This window comes from Streptomyces sp. A5-4 (assembly GCF_051131715.1).
Classification (GTDB): Bacteria; Actinomycetota; Actinomycetes; order Streptomycetales; family Streptomycetaceae; genus Streptomyces.
The window spans coordinates 3,820,389-3,836,226 of record NZ_CP178591.1; the positions used below are offsets into that span (position 1 = coordinate 3,820,389).

Sequence of the window (15,838 nt, forward strand, 5' to 3'; positions counted from 1 at the left end):
TTCTCCCTCTCCGCTGTCTCCTCTGTTAGGTGCTCGCTGTGTCACGCTCGGATTCCGATCAACTCCTCCTCGACGCGGAGGCCGACGTACGGCCCACGCCTCAAGGGGCGGCCGCCCGGCGGGCGCTGCTGGCCCACCCCGTGGTGCTGCTGATCGGGATCGTGCTGGCCTCGCTCAATATGCGGGCCGCCCTCGCGAGCGTGTCGCCACTGGTGAGCGAGATCGGCGAGGCGTTCGGCCTTTCGTCCACCGGAAGCAGCCTGGTGACCTCGGTGCCGGTGCTCTTCCTCGGAGTCGGCGCGATGGTCGCACCCTGGCTGGGCCGGCGCTACGGCACCGAACGGGTGCTGTTCGCCGCGCTGTTGCTGCTGGCCGTGGGGATCGTGGTGCGGGTGCTGCCCTCGCTGCCCGGCCTGTACGGCGGAAGCCTGCTGATCGGCACCGCGATAGCCCTGCTCAACGTCCTGATGCCGGGCCTGATCAAGCGTGACTTCCCCGACCGGGCCGCCGCCATGACCTCCGTCTACACCGGCGCGATGATCGCGGGTGCGACCGTGGCGGCTGCTGCTTCGGTCCCGCTGGAGCGGGCGTTCGGCGACAACTGGCAGGCGTCACTGGCGTTCTGGTCGCTGCTCGCCGTGGTGGCCGCCGTGGCCTGGCTCCCCCAGGTGCTGATCGCCCGGGGGCGTACCGGCCACGAGGTACGGGTCGCCCCGGCCCCCGGCCGCGCGAAGAGTGTCTGGCGATCGCCGCTGGCCTGGCAGGTCACGTTCTTCATGGGGTTGCAGTCGCTCTGGTCGTACGTCCTCATCGCCTGGATGCCGACGATCTTCACCGACCACGGCATGAGCCGCTCCGGCGCCGGTGTGGTCTTCGCCTTCAACAACCTCATCCAGATCGCGGGCGCCTTCGGTGTGCCGCTGCTGGCCGGCCGGATGCGCGGCCAGCGCCCGCTGATCGTGCTGGTGACCTCGCTCGTGGCGACCGGCTATGTCGGCCTGATGGTCGCCCCGGTGGCCGGCGCCTGGCTCTGGTCGGCGGTGCTCGGCGTCGGCCAGGGCGGTGCGGTGGGCCTCGCGCTGACCCTGATCGTGCTGCGCTCGGGCGACGCGGTGACGGCGGCGAGGCTGTCCGGGATGGCGCAGACCGTGGGCTATCTGCTGGCCGCGGTGGGCCCGTTGGCGGCGGGCGCGGTGTACGAGGCGACCGGCAGCTGGACGCTGTCGATCGCCCTGATGCTGGGTGTGTGTGCGGCGGCCCTGGTGGTGGGCCTGTTCGCGGCCCGCGACCTGAAGGTGTAGCGCGCGAGCGCCGGGCGCGGGCCGCGAGTGGATCAGCGGCGCTTACGTCGCTGACTGCGCTCCAGCGCGCTCAGCCGGCGGTCGACCGCGTCGAACCTGCGGTCCATGCGGTGCTCCATGCCGCGCATGTTCTCGGACAGATCGCAGAGCCGGTTGCTGATCGCGCCGACGACCTGGTTGGTCGCGTCGAGCCGCCGGTCCAGCCGGTCGAGCCGGATGGTGATCCCGTTGATGACGGGCCCCAGCTCCTGGAGCGCACGGCCCACGGTGTCGAGGTGCGACTCGACTGTGGTGACCCGGCGGTCCAGCGAGACGTAACCCGCGCGCCAGCCGTTCTCCTCGGCGTCGAGGAGGTACGTACGGACGCGCCGGGCGATGTCGCTGTCGCGAAGAAGCATCGCGATGTTGAGGACCGCCCGGCGGGTGAAGAGGGTGAGGTTGGTGGCCGCCTGTGGATAACTTGTCCCCAGGCCGTCGCTCCAGAGGGACAGAATGTCCCTCTGGAAGATGCGCAGGTCATCGCCTCGCAGAACTTGCAACCCGTTCTCGTCGAGTTCGACGCGATGGCGTTGTACCACCTTCTTGACGACCTCTGTGGACACCTCGAAGTACCGGGCCACATCTTCTGTGCAGACGTTAATTCCGTCCGGGAGCATGACAAGCGCCTTGACCTTGTCGAGGACCTCGACCCGCCCGATCGCTTCGTCGCGCAGCGTGCGCGATTCGAGCAGGGTGACTTCCGATGGCATGAGCATGCCTTCCGTTCGTGAAACCGATCATGGTCGGCCCTGTCCCCGGGCTTCAGGGGCGGAGGTCGGCTCACGGTGCTACTCACCCAATGACCGGCCCGGCTTTCGATCCGGTACCGGCAATCCCCAATTTCACGAACGCTACGACGCCACAGATTCCAGTTGCCTCCACGCACCCTGAACAACGAACCGATAAACGTACAGTTACGCGTGAACCCCCATCCATCGGACGGGGGTTCACAGCTGCACGAACGTACGCGAAGGGCGTGGCGCGTCCGCTCTACTCCTCGCCCGCCAGCTTCAGCGTGCGCAGCTTCTGCCCCGCGTACCAGGTCGCGACGACCGTGACCACGGCCAGCAGGGTGACGGCCGTCGGCAGGCCGACGTCCGAGCTGATCATCCCGTCCGCGCCGATCCGCTCCGCCAGGGACAGCGACCACTGCTGGACGCTGAGGGTGCGCGCGCCGGGCACCAGGCTGCCGAAGAGCGTCTCCCACACCAGCGCGTAGACGAGTCCGAGGACCACCGCGTGCCGGGTGACCGTGCCGAGCAGCAGGAAGAGCGCGCTGTACGCGATCGAGGCGACCAGCGCCGCGACCGTGTAGGCGATCGCGATCTGCCCGCCGTTGCCGTTGAGGATCAGGCCGGCGATGAAGGTGGGGATCGCGGAGAACGCCATCGTCACGGCGATCGCGACGATCAGCTTGGTGAAGATGATCGTGGACCGCTTCACCGGTTTGGCGAGCAGATAGACGATCGAGCCGTCGTCGATCTCGGGGCCGATCGCGCCGGTACCGGCGATCACGCCGATCAGCGGGATCATCGTGGCGATCGCGAAACCGCCCAGCACATCGGCGGCGACCTGGTCGTCCGCGCCGGTGAGCAGGCGTACCGCCACCGCGATGAGGATGAGCAGGGCCGGGAGCACAAAGAGGATGGCGGCTCGGCGGCGGCCGAGGAGGGCCCGGTAGGTGAGCCGGGCGACTGTGGGTTCGTACATCGCTGCAAGCTCCTTTCAGGCCGCTACGAGGTAGGAGAAGACCGATTCGAGGGACTCGTCCGAGGGCGAGACCGTCAGCAACCGGATGCCGTGCGCACGCGCGACCTGCGGCAGCAGTTCCGTGAACCGGATGAAGTCGACCGCCTCGATGCGCAGTGCGCGCTCTGTCAGGTCCACTTCGATGCCCGTGGTCGACGGGTCGGCGATCAGTGCGGCGGCGAGCGCGCGGTCGTCGCTGGACCGTACGAGATAGCGGTGCGGGCGGTCCGTCATCAGCCGGCGGATCTTGCGGAAGTCGCCGGACGCGGCGTGCCGTCCGGCCACGATCACCTCGATGTGCGAGGCGAGCTGCTCGACCTCCTCCAGGATGTGCGAGGAGAAGAGGACCGTGCGGCCCTCCGCGCCCATCCGCCGCAGCAGCTCCATCAGTTGCATGCGCTGACGCGGGTCCATGCCGTTGAAGGGCTCGTCGAGGAGGAACACCGACGGGTCGTGGACCAGGGCGGACGCCATCTTCACGCGCTGCCGCATGCCCTTGCTGTACGTCGCGATCTTGCGGTCCTGCGCGTACTCCATCTCGACGGTCGCCAGCGCCTTGTACGCGGCGCCCGCTTCGAGACCGTGCAACTCGGCGTTGGCGACGACGAATTCCTTGCCCGTGAGGAAGTCGTACATCGCTTCCCTCTCGGGCACGATCCCGATCTCCTTGTACACCGACTCGTTGCGCCAGACCGGCTTCCCGTCGAGGGTGACGGCGCCGGTGGAGGGCGCGAGGAAACCGGCCATCATGTTGATCAGCGTGGACTTGCCGGCGCCGTTGGGGCCGAGCAGCCCGGTCACGCCGGGGCCCACCTTCATCGTGATGTCGTTGACCGCCACCACATTGCCGAACCAGCGCGAGGTGTTGGTGATGTCGATGGTGGTCACAGCCCGACCTTCCGGTAGCGACGCATCAGGACGGCGTACGAGCCGAAGATGATGCCGAGGACGACGAGGACGTAGACCGCTCCACTGCCGGCCGACGGGCCTTCCCCGCCGGGGAAGGCCGAAACGGCGCCGAGGAAGGCGGTCTGCACGCCGTCGATGAGGGTGACCGGCGAGAACAGGCCGAGCCATTCGACCGCCCCGGCCGCGCCCTGGTTCCAGGCGATGGCCTGGACGGTGGACACCGCTCCGTAGGAGATCGTCAGTACGGCGATGACGGCGGCGACACCGAAGCCGCGGCGCGGGGTCAGCGCGGCCATCACCAGGCCGAGGCCGCCGAAGAGCAGCGAGAGCAGCGCCACGGAGACGAGCCCCTGAGCGAAGCCCTTCGTCTGGTCCGCGAAGTCGAACTTGGCCAGCAGGGCGCCCGCGTAGAGGATCACCAGCGGCGCCGCGGTGAGGATGAACAGCGCCGACGCCATCGCCGCGTACTTGGCGAGGACGTAGTCGATGCGCTCGATGGGCCGCGAGAAGTACAGCGGGACCGTCTTGAAGCGCAGGTCCCTGGAGACCGACTGCGGGGCCTGGGACGCGAGATAGAGACCGATGACGGCCTGCATGACGATCGCGTACCGGGTGTACTTCAGCGGCAGGTCCGTCATGTTCGGCGTGGCGACGGCGACCGCGACGATGATCGCCGCGACCAGACACATCACGCCCATCAGGATCATCGGCAGGACCTTGGACTTGGCGCTGCGGCCCAGTCCGTAGGCGCCGCGCAGGGACTGCGAGAAGAGCGAGCGGCGCGCGTAGGCACGGCCCAGGCGCGGTCCGTCGTACGACCGGTAGCCGATGTTGTGGATACGGGTCGGGTCGGCGCTCGGGGTGAGCGGTGTGGCGGCCTCAGATGCCATCGCGGCCGTCTCCCTTCGGGTCGGCGGCGGCGGTGGCACCGGCGGGGACAGCGGAGGCGGTTGCCGCCGCCAGTGGCGCGGCCGTCTCCTGCTGGTGGTCCGCACGGAAGACCTCGGCGATGTGGTGGCGGCGCTGTTCCATGCGTACGAGCCCGAGGCCGAGGTCGGCCACGGCGTCCCGCACGAGGTCGTACGTCTCCTCGCCGATGGCCTCGACGAGCAGGATGTGACCCGCACCGGGCAGACCGTCATCCACGCCCGCGTGGAGGGTCGCTCCGGCGGCGGCGAGCTTCTCACGCAGGGCGCGGGTGCCGTCGGGGTACGTGTCGGTGTCCGTCACCTCGACGGCCAGGGTGGCCATGGTCTGGGTGAAGTCGCTGGTGGAGCTGGAGCGCAGCAGCTTTCCGCCGTCGATGACGACGACGTGGTCGCAGGTGCGCTCAAGCTCTCCGAGGAGGTGCGAGGTGACCAGGACCGAGATGCCGAAGTCGGTGTAGATGCGGCGGATGAGCCCGAGCATCTCGTCGCGGCCCACCGGGTCGAGGCCGTTGGTCGGCTCGTCGAGGAGGACCAGCTTCGGGTCGTGGACGAGCGCCTGGGCCAGCTTCACCCGCTGTTTCATGCCGGTCGAGTAGCCGCCGATGGGCCGGTAGCGCTCCTCGTACAGTCCGACGTGGCGCAGGGTGTCGGCGGTGCGCTCGCGGGCCGCGGTGGGCGGCAGGCCCGACATGCGCGCCATGTGCACGACGAACTCGGTGGCCGACACGTCCGGCGGCAGCGCGTCGTGCTCGGGCATGTAGCCGACCCGCTCACGGATGGCGCCACCGCCGGTGGCGACGTCGATGCCGAGCACCGCGGCCCGGCCTTCGGTGGCGGGGGACAGACCCAGCAGGATTTTGATCAGGGTGGACTTGCCGGCCCCGTTGGCACCGACCAGCCCGGTCACACCGGGTCCGATGTCCAAGGAAAGCTCTTCAAGTGCGGTCACCCTGGGGAACCGCTTGCTCAGGCTTTCGGTCGCGATCACAGTCACGTTTTCGAAGGTAGTGGCGCGCACCACATCACGCGTCAGACCTGACGGCTGCTTCCGTGTCCGACTCCAGGCGTACGGACCCGTAGGGGGCCGGTACCCAGGGTGGGCGGCGTGGGGCGGGCCTGCCTGTCGGGCGGTGGCCGGGCGGGCTGCTGGGCTGGCGGGCCGGGTGGCGGAGTTCTCCACAGGAGCGGAGTTCTCCACAGGTTTCGTGCAGCTCTTGACGCAGCCGCCGAGCATTGTCACATTCATCAGTGTCAAGTTACGGACGCGTACCGCAACAGGGACGGACAGGTGGCATGACCTCAGCAGTGCGGAGCGAGCAGCGGGAGCGGACCGCGGAGCTGCGCGGGTTCAGGGAGGTGCAGCGCCTCGCCTACGAATGCGCCGAAGCCGTCGCGGCCCAGCTCAAGCCGGGGGTCACCGAGCGCGAGGCGGCCCGGATGCAGCGGGACTGGCTGCACGGGCGGGGTGTGCGCGACTGGTTCCATCTGCCGTTCGCCTGGTTCGGGGACCGTACGGCCTTCGTGAACTTCAAGGTGCCGCTGCAGTTCTTCCCGACGAACCGGCGGCTGGAGCCGGGGATGCCCTTCATCCTCGACATGGCCCCGGTCTACCAGGGCTGTACGGCGGACATCGGGTACTCGGGGTGTCTCGGCCTCAACCCCGTGCACGACAAGCTCCTTTCCGATCTTGAGGCGCACCGTGAGCTGTTGTTGCGCGAGGTGCGCGAACGGCAGCCCCTGCGCGAGATCTACGAGGACGTCGAGCGGCTCATGGTCCGCCAGGGATACGCCAACCGGCACCGCGCGTATCCCTTCGGCGTCATCGCCCACAAGATCGACCGGGTCAAGGAGCGTCGCTGGTCACCGCATGTCTTCGGGTTCGGCACACAGGCGCTGAAGGGCCTCGCCGGTGACGCGCTGCACGGCCACCGCGAGGGCTGGTCGCCACTGTGGAGCCCGTACAAATTCTCCGACCACCCGCCGCAGCCGGGCCTGTGGGCGGTGGAACCCCACCTCGGATTCAGGGGTACGGGCGCGAAGTTCGAGGAGATCCTGGTGGTCACCGACTCGCAGGATCCGGAGCAGAGCGCTTTCTGGCTGGACGACGATCTGCCGCATGTGCGGCGTTGGGCGGAGGAGAAGACCTCGTGAACGGCATGGACGGGTCCAAGGACAAGGGCCTCGCTGGAGCGCGTGAGCGCTGGGTGCGCACCGGTGGCGTCGAGTTGTGCGTCGCCGAGCTGGGCGACGCCACGCAGCCGACGGTGGTGCTGGTGCACGGCTACCCGGACAGCAAAGAGGTGTGGACGGAGGTCGCGTCCCGGCTCGCCGAGCGGTGGCACGTCGTGCTGTACGACGTACGCGGGCACGGCAGGTCGACGGCGCCGACGCCGCTGCGCGGCGGCTTCACCCTGGAGAAGCTGACGGACGACTTCCTGGCGGTCGCGGACGCGGTGAGCCCCGACCGGCCGGTGCATCTGGTCGGGCACGACTGGGGATCCGTGCAGTCCTGGGAGTTCACCACCGTCAAGCGCACCGAGGGGCGGATAGCCTCCTTCACCTCGATGTCCGGCCCGTCCCTGGACCACTTCGGGCACTGGATCAAGAAGCGCATGGCGCGGCCGACGCCGCGCAGGGCGGCCCAGTTGCTCTCCCAGGGCGCCAAGTCCTGGTACGTGTACATGCTGCACACGCCCGTGTTGCCGGAGCTGGCCTGGCGCGGGCCCCTCGGCAAGCAGTGGCCGAAGATCCTCCAGCGGCTGGAGAAGGTGCCCGCGGGGGACTACCCCACCGCGTCGCTGCCGCAGGACGCGGCTCACGGCGCCTGGCTGTACCGGGACAACATCCGGTCCAGGCTGCGCAGGCCGCGCCCCGACGCATACGCCCACGCGCCCGTCCAGCTGATCACGCCGACCGGTGACATCTTCCTGTCCGAGCGGCTCTACGACGAGCTGGAGGTGTGGGCACCCGACCTGGTGCGGCGCAGCCTGCCCGGCAAGCACTGGGTGCCGCGCACCCGGCCCGACCAACTGGCTTCCTGGATCAGCGAGTTCGTCGCCGCCAACGAGGACAGCGCGGCCGGGGTGCCCGCCACCGGTGTGGTGGCGGGCGGCCGGTACGCCGACCGGTTCGGCGGACAGCTCGTGCTGGTGACGGGCGCGGCCAGCGGCATCGGGCGGGCCACCGCCTTCGCGTTCGCCGAGGCGGGCGCGCGGATCGTCGCGGTCGACCGGGACGCCGAGGGGGCCGCCAGGACGGCGGAGATGTCCCGGCTGATCGGTGCGCCGCAGGCCTGGGGCGAGACCGTGGACGTCAGTGACGAGCAGGCCATGGAGAAGCTCGCCGAAAAGGTCGCCATGGAGTACGGCGTCGTCGACGTCCTGGTGAACAACGCCGGGATAGGCCTGTCCGGCTCCTTCCTGGAGACCAGCGCCGAGGACTGGAAGAAGGTCCTCGATGTGAATCTGTGGGGCGTCATCCACGGCTGCCGGCTCTTCGGGAAGCAGATGGCCGAGCGCGGCCAGGGCGGGCACATCGTCAACACCGCCTCCGCGGCTGCGTACCAGCCGTCGAAGGCGCTGCCCGCGTACAGCACGTCGAAGGCGGCGGTGCTGATGCTGAGCGAGTGTCTGCGGGCGGAGCTGGCGGGACAGGACATCGGGGTCAGCGCGATCTGCCCGGGCTTCGTCAACACCAACATCACCGCGACCACCCGGTTCGCCGGAGTCTCGGCGGACGAGGAGAAGCGCAAGCAGAAGAGGACGTCCCGGCTGTACGGGCTGCGCAACTACCCGCCGGAGAAAGTCGCGGACGCGGTGCTCAAGGCAGTCGTACGCAATCAGGCGGTCGTCCCCGTAACACCGGAGGCTCGTGGCGCGCACCTCATGTCGCGCTTCGCGCCGAGGGCGCTGCGCGCGATCGCCCGGATGGAGCCGCCGCTGTGAGCACCGGAGCGTACGAAGGGCGCGAGGGGTACGGGACGTTCGATGAGCCCGGGGGCCCTGACGGGCACGGGGAGGGCGAGGGGCGTTACGCGATCGCGCCGCGCCGGGTCTCGTTCGACTGGCGCGCGACCCCGCTGCACTGGATTCCGGACGAGCCGACCGCCACCCATGTCATCAATGTGCTTCACCTGCTGCTGCCGGCGGGCGAGCGGTGGTTCGTCAAGGTGTTCAAGGAGGCTCTGCCTCTGGTGCGCGACCCCGAGCTGCTGCGGGACGTCAAAGGGTTCATGGGGCAGGAGGCGACGCACAGTGTGCAGCACTCGTACGTGCTGAACCACCTGGCCGAGCAGAATCTGGACACCGAGCCGTACACCAGGCATGTGGACTTCCTCTTCGAGAAACTGCTCGGTGAGGCGCCGCCGTTCGGCGCGCCGATCCCCACCCAGGAGTGGCTGCGCTTCCGGCTGTCGCTGGTCGCCGCGATCGAACAGTTCACCGCGGTCCTCGGAGACTGGGTGCTGCGGGCGGAGGGTCTCGACCTCGCCGACCCGGACGCGGTGATGCTCGACCTGCTGCGCTGGCACGGCGCCGAGGAGGTCGAACACCGCGCGGTGGCCTTCGACATGTACCAGCACTGCTCGGGTTCCGGGCTGCCCCGGTACGTCCGACGCGTCGAGGGCATGGTGGTGGTCGCACCGGTCCTGCTGTGGCTGTGGGGATGGGGCGCCTCGTATCTGATGCGGCACGACCCACAGCTCGCGGGCCGGCAGCGCTACTCGCTGCGCGAGCACAACAAGGCGGTCACCAAGGGCCTGCTGCCCACGTGGCGCGAGCTGGGCGCCGCGATACCGCGTTACTTCCGGCGGTCGTACCATCCCTCGCAGGAAGGTTCGCTGCGCAAGGCCGTCGAATACCTCGCGACCTCGCCGGCGGCCCGCACCGCGGCGGGCGCGGTGGGCCGGACGGCCATGTCGTAGCCACCGGAGCCGTGGTCACCGGGGCCACGGCCGACGAAGCCATGGCCCCGATCGCCGAGCGGCTTGTCGTAGACCCGGACGGTAGGAGTACGCGTGTCAGGGCAGTCAGCAGCCGAGTACCGGATCGAGGACCTCGCGCACCACAGCGGCGCCACGGTTCGTACGATCCGCGCCTATCAGGACCGCGGACTGCTGCCCAAGCCCGAGCGGAGGGGCCGGTCCAATGTGTACGGGGACGCGCATCTGGCCCGTCTCCACCGCATCGCCGACCTCCTTGAGCGCGGTTACACCCTGGCCAGCATCAAGGAGTTGCTGGAGGCCTGGGACGCGGGCCGGGGGCTGGGCGGGGTGCTGGGGCTCGTCGCCGAGGTCAACGGTCCGTGGACGGACGAGAAGGCGGACCGGATCTCGCGCGTCGAGCTGGACGAGCGCTTCGGCGGGCAGCCCGACGACACGGCGGTGGACGAGGCAGTCGAGCTGGGTGTGCTCGAACGCATCCCCGGGCGCGCGGACGAATTCCTCGTACCGTCCCCGCAGGAGCTCGCAGTGGCAGCCGAGTTGCACGCGGCTGGCGTCCCGCTCCAGGCAATCTCCGCGCATCTGCGGGAACTTCGCGGCCAGGTGGAGCACATTGCCACGCGTTTCCTGGAGTTCACGACAGAGCACGTCTTCGCCCGCTACCTCGGCCATACCCCGCCCACGGACGCGGACGCGGAGGAAGCGGCGGCGCTGGTACGACAGCTCCGGCCGCTCGCGCAGCAGACAGTCGACGCCGAACTGGCCCGCGCGATGCAGACGTTCGCCACTCGGCACCTCCAGCAGCACCTCGGCGAGACAACCGGGCTCGCCGTCGAGGCCGGGCCCACAGCTGTGACCTTGCCTCCGGACACAATGAGCGCCGTCCATAAGCTGGTTGGTTCCGGCAACGCGGCCGCCTTCATTGCCGCGGCAACCGAACGAGAGGTGCAGTCACGGACATTGGACGCACTTGCCGCAAATAGCAGGACTCAGGGGCAAGTTGGTCAAACCACCTGAAATCACTGGGCAGTTGTCCACAGAATCGCCAAATCCCTTGTGGAAAACCCGACTTGGCTGTGGATCAAACCTCCGCGACGAATTTCAGTGGCGTGATGCTCGCCTCCCCGGCACTCTGGCGAGATGCATGAACGACGCACCACAAAGGTGTCGAAATATCTCTCGAAGCACCTGCGACACCAGCCCGACCGGATCGGGATCTCACCCGACGCGAACGGCTGGGTGGAAATCGACGCCCTGATCCTGGCGGCGGCAGAACACGGCTTCCGGTTCACCCGGGAGGAACTGGACCTTGTCGTCGCCTCCAACGACAAGCAGCGCTTCGCGATCAAGGGGCCCCTCATTCGCGCCAGCCAGGGTCACACCATCGAGGTCGACCTCGGGCTCCCGGAGGCCGAGCCGCCCGCGTACCTCTACCACGGCACTGTCGCCGCCAGTCTCGAAGCCATCCGCGCCGAAGGGCTGCGCGCGATGGCCCGGCACGACGTCCACCTCTCGCCCGACCGGGAAACGGCAACCCGGGTGGGCGCCCGGCGCGGACGCCCGGTCGTCATCAGCGTGGACGCCGGTTCCATGCATCGCGCCGGGCACGCCTTCCGGGTCAGCGCCAACGGGGTGTGGCTCACCGAGGCCGTGCCGCCGGAGTATCTGCGCTTCCCCCGCTGATTGGGCCTCCCACCCGGCCCGCTGTTTCACGTGAAACACCTATGGGCTCAGCGGCGGACGCGGCCTTCTCCGTCCCGGGCAGTCGGTTCAGCCCAGTGTCAGCCAGTGCAGACCGTGCCCTTCCGCGGCCATGCGTTCCGCCGCGGTCATCGGGAGCCGCCCGGTCGCCTTGCGCAGAAACGTCGTACGGTCCCAGCCGACTCCGGCCGCGGACCCCGCGTATCCCCCACCCGCGGCGTGGCCCGGCTCGTACGGGCGCCCGCCCAGCAATAGCCGGGCCACCACCTCCGCGGCCTCCGCCGTCGGCCACGGCTGATGACCGAGCCCCGCCGCGACATCAAAGCCGTGCACGCACACCTCGACGACCCTGGTGACAAGGAAGTCGCTCAGCAGCATCGGGTCGCCGTGCCGGGTCCGGATCCGCCGCTCGGGCGGCTCCTTCGCGCAGGAGGCGGCGGCCGAGCGCCAGACGGCGTCGAAGTCTTCGGCGAGGGACCGGCCGTCGGCGTACCCGGCGGCGGATTCCTGGGCCGCATCGACCCTCGCGCCATTGGCCGTCGATGAGAAGCGCTCGTTCCGTGCGTAGTACCCGGCAGCGGTCACCAGCATCTCCGAGGCGCCCGCTTCCGGTTCTGCCCCTCCCCCTGCATCTGCTTCTGGTTCCGCTGCTGGGTCCGCCAGCATGCTGTCGACCCTCCCCACAGCGGTCGTCAGATGCGCGAACACCTCGCGCACGGTCCAGGGCGCACACGGGCTCGGACGGTCCCACTCCCCTTCAGGAAGGCCATCGACTTTCTCGAACAAACGTTGTGATTCCGCCCTGAGGGCTACCAGTGCTGCTTCCCCGTCCATGGAACAAGCCTATGGATCGGGTTCGAATCAGGGAGTGAGCTGGGCCATCGCCTCGGTGGCGACCCTCTCGAAGACCTTCACGTCCGCCGCGAAGTCCGAATCGGGGATCGGGGCGTGGAGCACGATCTCGTCGAAGCCGAGCGCGAAGTGCTTGCCCGCGAAGTCGACGAAGGCGTCCAGGGACTCCAGCGGCCCGCTCCGCTCCGGGGTGAAACCGGTGAGCAGGACCTTGTCGATCTCGTTCACCTCGCGGTCGATCTCGGCGCAGGCGGCGCCCAGCTTGCCGATCTGGCCACGGAGGGCTTCCTGCGACTGGGCGGGCGTGCCCGACTCGAAAAGCTTCGGGTCACCGGTCGTCACCCACGCCTGACCGTGCCGGGCGGCGAGCTTCAGCCCACGCGGCCCGGTGGCGGCGACGGCGAAGGGGAGCCTCGGCCGCTGCACACAGCCGGGGATGTTCCGAGCCTCGACGGCGGAGTAGTGGGCGCCCTCATGGGTGACGGCGGGCTCACTGAGCAGCCGGTCGAGGAGCGGGACGAACTCGCCGAAGCGGTCGGCCCGTTCACGCGGGGTCCAGGGCTCCTGGCCGAGCGCGGTCGCGTCGAAACCGTTGCCACCGGCGCCGATGCCGAGCGTGACCCGCCCGCCGGACACGTCGTCCAGCGTGATCAGGTCCTTGGCGAGAGTCACCGGATGCCGGAAGTTCGGCGAGGTGACGAGGGTGCCGAGGCGCATCCGTGTGGTGGCGGCTGCCGCTGCGGTGAGGGTCGGCACCGCGCCGAACCACGGGCCCTCACGGAAGGTCCGCCAGGACAGGTGGTCGTAGGTGTACGCGGTGTGGAAACCGAGCTGCTCGGCTCGCTGCCATGCGTCACGGCCGCCGTCCGACCAGCGGTAAATGGGAAGGATCACGGTGCTCAAGCGCATGTTCCGACCCTACGTGGCGCGAGCGGCGCACGGCGGTCCAGGGTGGCGGCGCACAGTGTCGGCGACGGCCGGGGGCCGACGTGCGCCGCCGAGCCCGCGGTGCGCGGCGTACGAAGCGGACGTGAAGCGAAGTCGGCCTGTGGTCGAAGGCGGCCTCTGCCTGCAGGAGGCGTGCCCCCGGGGGCGGCAGAATTCCCGAATACGAAGTGGTGTCCAGCGCCGGCGCGACACTCGGGGCTGCGCGAGTGACGGGCATCCTGCCGGGAAGAAAGCGACAGGCACCCTGCCGGAGGAATCCGCTGTCCGCCATCGGCCCGCGGCGGCGGCGGTCCCGCACATCTCAGAGGTGTGGTTCCCCTCTCAGATGTGCACCCCTTCGCACGTCCGTACACCTACCTGCGTGTTCATACGCGAAGATGCACCTGTGACCTCAGCACCCGACCCCCATCCCGCCCGTCCGGCCCCGGCCACCGCCCTGCCGCGGCTGATCGCCACCGACCTCGACGGCACCCTGCTGCGCGACGACAAGTCCGTCTCGGACCGTACGATCGCCGCGCTCGCCGCCGCCGAGGAGGCCGGCGTCGAGGTCTTCTTCGTCACCGGCCGCCCGGCCCGCTGGATGGACGTCGTCAGCGACCACGTCCACGGCCACGGCCTGGCGATCTGCGCCAATGGCGCCGCCGTTGTCGACCTGCACGCCGACGGCAAACTGATCGAGGTCCGCCCGCTGCCCCGCGGCACCGCGCTCGATGTCGTCGAGGCCCTGCGCGCCGCCGCGCCCGGCACCTCCTTCGCGGTCGAGCTGACCACCGGCATCCACTACGAGCCGGCGTACCCGCCGTTCCATCTCGACCCGGGCGCGACCGTCGCCACCGCCGAGAAGCTGCTCCAGGAGCCGACCCCGGGCGCGGGGGCTCCGGTCATCAAGCTGCTCGCCCACCACACCGACCTGGCACCCGACGCCTTCCTCACCCTGGCCCGCGCGACCGCCGGGGAGCGTGCGTCGATCACCCGGTCGAGCCCGACCGCCCTGCTGGAGATCAGCGGCCCCGGCGTCTCCAAGGCGAGCACCCTCGCGCAGTGCTGTGCGGAGCGCGGCATCTCGCCCGCGGAGGTCGTGGCCTTCGGCGACATGCCCAACGATGTGGAGATGCTGAGCTGGGCGGGGACGTCGTACGCGATGGGCAACGCCCACCCGGACGTGATCGCCGCGGCGTCCGGACGCACCGTCGCGAACAATGAGGACGGCGTCGCGGTCGTCATCGAGCGAATCCTGGCCGGCGGCCTGTAGTCGCGGGCGGCGCCGGTCCCCGACGGACGGCGTCGGTGTTCCGTACGGGCCCGGCAGCAACGGGTGGCCGCGGCCGTACGGCCGCGGGCCGGCCCCTGCACGCACGGGCCCGACAGGACCGAGGAACGGACAGGGGACGTTCAGAGCTCCACCCCGTGCTCGTGCAGCCAGCGGACCGGGTCGACGCCCGAGCCCAGATACGGGGTGAGCCGCACCTCGAAGTGCAGGTGCGGCCCTGACGAGTTGCCCGTGGTGCCGGCCTGCCCGAGCCACTGTCCCGTTCCTACCTTCTCGCCCTGGTCGACGGTGACCCCGGCGAGGTGCGCGTACTGCGAGTAGTAGCCGCCCGGGTGCCCGACCACCACCTCGATGCCGAAGCCCCCGCCGCAGGAGACCGAGACGACCCGTCCGGCGCCGACGGAGCGCACCGGTGTGCCGATGTCCACGGCGAAGTCCTGCCCGGTGTGCCGGTTGCTCCAGCGCGCGCCCGAGCCGCCGAACCCGGCGGACAGCTCGTACGTCTCGACCGGCGTCACCCACGCGGGCGTGGCGGGCGGCTCCCGCTGCTCCAGCCGTACGGCGCCCGCGCAGCGCCCAGCGGCGACGCTGCGGTCCGCGTCGCTCTGCAGTTTCCACCTGGCGTCTTCGAGCTTCGTCTGGATGCCCCGCTTGATCCCTGCCAGCCGTTCGGTGCGGCCGGCCAGGTCCCGCCACACGGCGGACGCCGTCTTCTCGTCCGCGGCGAGTTTGTGCTCGGCCCGTTCGGCGCGCTCCAGCATGCGCGAGACCGCGAGATCGGCCTGCCAGGCCAGCCGCTGACCATCCATCAATTCCTCGGGGTCGTCGGCGAGGAGCAGCTGCGCGGTGTACTCGATGCCTCCGCCGCCGACCCGGTACTGGGCGCGGGCGACCCGGCCGAGATTCGCGTGCAGCGCCTTGATGCCACGCCGTTCCGCGGTGAGCAGCCGTTCCAGCCGGCCCGCCCTGGCCCGCTGGACCTGCGCCGCGTGCCTGCCGTGCTCGTACGTCTGGGTGGCCAGCGCCGCCTCCTCGTACAGCCGCGCCACCTCGGCCCCGATGGTGGGCCCGTCGGACGGGGCGACGCGCTCGCCGGCCCGTGCCGGTGTGGATGCGAGGAGGCACAGGAGCAGGCACAGCACCGGGACGAGGGGCCGGTGACACAGTCCTGGGCGCATCAACGGATCGTGGCCCCGCCGCG

15 protein-coding genes are annotated in these 15,838 nt (G+C 69.9%); 7 read left to right on the forward strand and 8 right to left on the reverse strand.

Translation table 11 applies throughout. From position 1 onward, the window contains the following. Positions 1 to 38: 38 nt before the first annotated feature. Complete coding sequence (locus ACLLJJ_RS17545; protein ID WP_434592250.1) at positions 39 to 1,301, forward strand: CynX/NimT family MFS transporter; 1,263 nt, start codon at positions 39 to 41, stop codon at positions 1,299 to 1,301. 32 nt (positions 1,302 to 1,333) lie between these two features. Here ACLLJJ_RS17545 and ACLLJJ_RS17550 read toward each other — a convergent pair whose 3' ends face one another. The 5 genes from ACLLJJ_RS17550 to ACLLJJ_RS17570 all read right to left on the reverse strand — a co-directional run bounded on the left by ACLLJJ_RS17550 (position 1,334) and on the right by ACLLJJ_RS17570 (position 5,921). Beyond that, the gene (locus tag ACLLJJ_RS17550; RefSeq protein WP_434592252.1) at positions 1,334 to 2,050 is read right to left on the reverse strand and encodes a hypothetical protein; all 717 of its coding nucleotides are present in this window, start codon (positions 2,048 to 2,050) and stop codon (positions 1,334 to 1,336) included. A gap of 280 nt (positions 2,051 to 2,330) precedes the next feature. Further along, positions 2,331 to 3,050 carry an ABC transporter permease gene (locus ACLLJJ_RS17555; RefSeq protein WP_434592255.1) on the reverse strand — a complete coding sequence of 240 codons (720 nt, stop codon included), beginning with the start codon at positions 3,048 to 3,050 and terminating at the stop codon, positions 2,331 to 2,333. 15 nt (positions 3,051 to 3,065) lie between these two features. Further along, positions 3,066 to 3,977 (reverse strand): ABC transporter ATP-binding protein, encoded by a 912-nt coding sequence (locus ACLLJJ_RS17560; RefSeq protein WP_434592258.1) that lies wholly within the window; start codon positions 3,975 to 3,977, stop codon positions 3,066 to 3,068. Then, positions 3,974 to 4,888, reverse strand: a complete 915-nt coding sequence (locus ACLLJJ_RS17565) for an ABC transporter permease (RefSeq protein ID WP_434592261.1) — start codon at positions 4,886 to 4,888, stop codon at positions 3,974 to 3,976. Before ACLLJJ_RS17565 ends, ACLLJJ_RS17560 begins: the two co-directional genes overlap by 4 nt. Further along, positions 4,878 to 5,921 carry an ABC transporter ATP-binding protein gene (locus ACLLJJ_RS17570; RefSeq protein WP_434592264.1) on the reverse strand — a complete coding sequence of 348 codons (1,044 nt, stop codon included), beginning with the start codon at positions 5,919 to 5,921 and terminating at the stop codon, positions 4,878 to 4,880. The genes ACLLJJ_RS17565 and ACLLJJ_RS17570 overlap by 11 nt, the downstream gene beginning before the upstream one ends. Positions 5,922 to 6,220: 299 nt before the next feature. On the opposite strand from ACLLJJ_RS17570, the gene ACLLJJ_RS17575 reads away from it, so the two are divergent. From ACLLJJ_RS17575 to ACLLJJ_RS17595, 5 genes are all read left to right on the forward strand, one after another. Continuing rightward, a complete protein-coding gene (locus ACLLJJ_RS17575) occupies positions 6,221 to 7,078 on the forward strand; it encodes a M24 family metallopeptidase (protein WP_434592267.1) in 858 nt (285 codons plus the stop codon). 5 nt (positions 7,079 to 7,083) lie between these two features. Beyond that, positions 7,084 to 8,871 (forward strand): SDR family oxidoreductase, encoded by a 1,788-nt coding sequence (locus ACLLJJ_RS17580; protein ID WP_434600443.1) that lies wholly within the window; start codon positions 7,084 to 7,086, stop codon positions 8,869 to 8,871. A 92-nt stretch (positions 8,872 to 8,963) separates the two neighbouring features. Further along, positions 8,964 to 9,848: a metal-dependent hydrolase gene (locus ACLLJJ_RS17585; RefSeq protein WP_434600444.1), complete on the forward strand. Its 885-nt coding sequence runs from the start codon at positions 8,964 to 8,966 to the stop codon at positions 9,846 to 9,848. Positions 9,849 to 9,941: 93 nt separating this feature from the next. Further along, positions 9,942 to 10,883 (forward strand): MerR family transcriptional regulator, encoded by a 942-nt coding sequence (locus tag ACLLJJ_RS17590; protein WP_434592268.1) that lies wholly within the window; start codon positions 9,942 to 9,944, stop codon positions 10,881 to 10,883. A gap of 123 nt (positions 10,884 to 11,006) precedes the next feature. Next, a complete protein-coding gene (locus ACLLJJ_RS17595) occupies positions 11,007 to 11,549 on the forward strand; it encodes an RNA 2'-phosphotransferase (RefSeq protein ID WP_434592271.1) in 543 nt (180 codons plus the stop codon). Positions 11,550 to 11,636: 87 nt separating this feature from the next. Here ACLLJJ_RS17595 and ACLLJJ_RS17600 read toward each other — a convergent pair whose 3' ends face one another. Further along, on the reverse strand, positions 11,637 to 12,401 hold the full coding sequence (locus tag ACLLJJ_RS17600) for a maleylpyruvate isomerase N-terminal domain-containing protein (protein WP_434592273.1): 765 nt from the start codon (positions 12,399 to 12,401) through the stop codon (positions 11,637 to 11,639). A gap of 27 nt (positions 12,402 to 12,428) precedes the next feature. Next, positions 12,429 to 13,328: an LLM class flavin-dependent oxidoreductase gene (locus tag ACLLJJ_RS17605; protein WP_434592275.1), complete on the reverse strand. Its 900-nt coding sequence runs from the start codon at positions 13,326 to 13,328 to the stop codon at positions 12,429 to 12,431. A gap of 424 nt (positions 13,329 to 13,752) precedes the next feature. Between ACLLJJ_RS17605 and ACLLJJ_RS17610 the strand changes: the two genes are divergently transcribed. Continuing rightward, entirely contained in the window at positions 13,753 to 14,619 is an 867-nt protein-coding gene (locus ACLLJJ_RS17610) for a Cof-type HAD-IIB family hydrolase (protein ID WP_434592278.1), read from the forward strand. A gap of 140 nt (positions 14,620 to 14,759) precedes the next feature. On the opposite strand, the gene ACLLJJ_RS17615 is transcribed toward ACLLJJ_RS17610, so the two are convergent. After that, positions 14,760 to 15,815 (reverse strand): M23 family metallopeptidase, encoded by a 1,056-nt coding sequence (locus ACLLJJ_RS17615; protein WP_434592281.1) that lies wholly within the window; start codon positions 15,813 to 15,815, stop codon positions 14,760 to 14,762. Positions 15,816 to 15,838 lie beyond the last annotated feature (23 nt).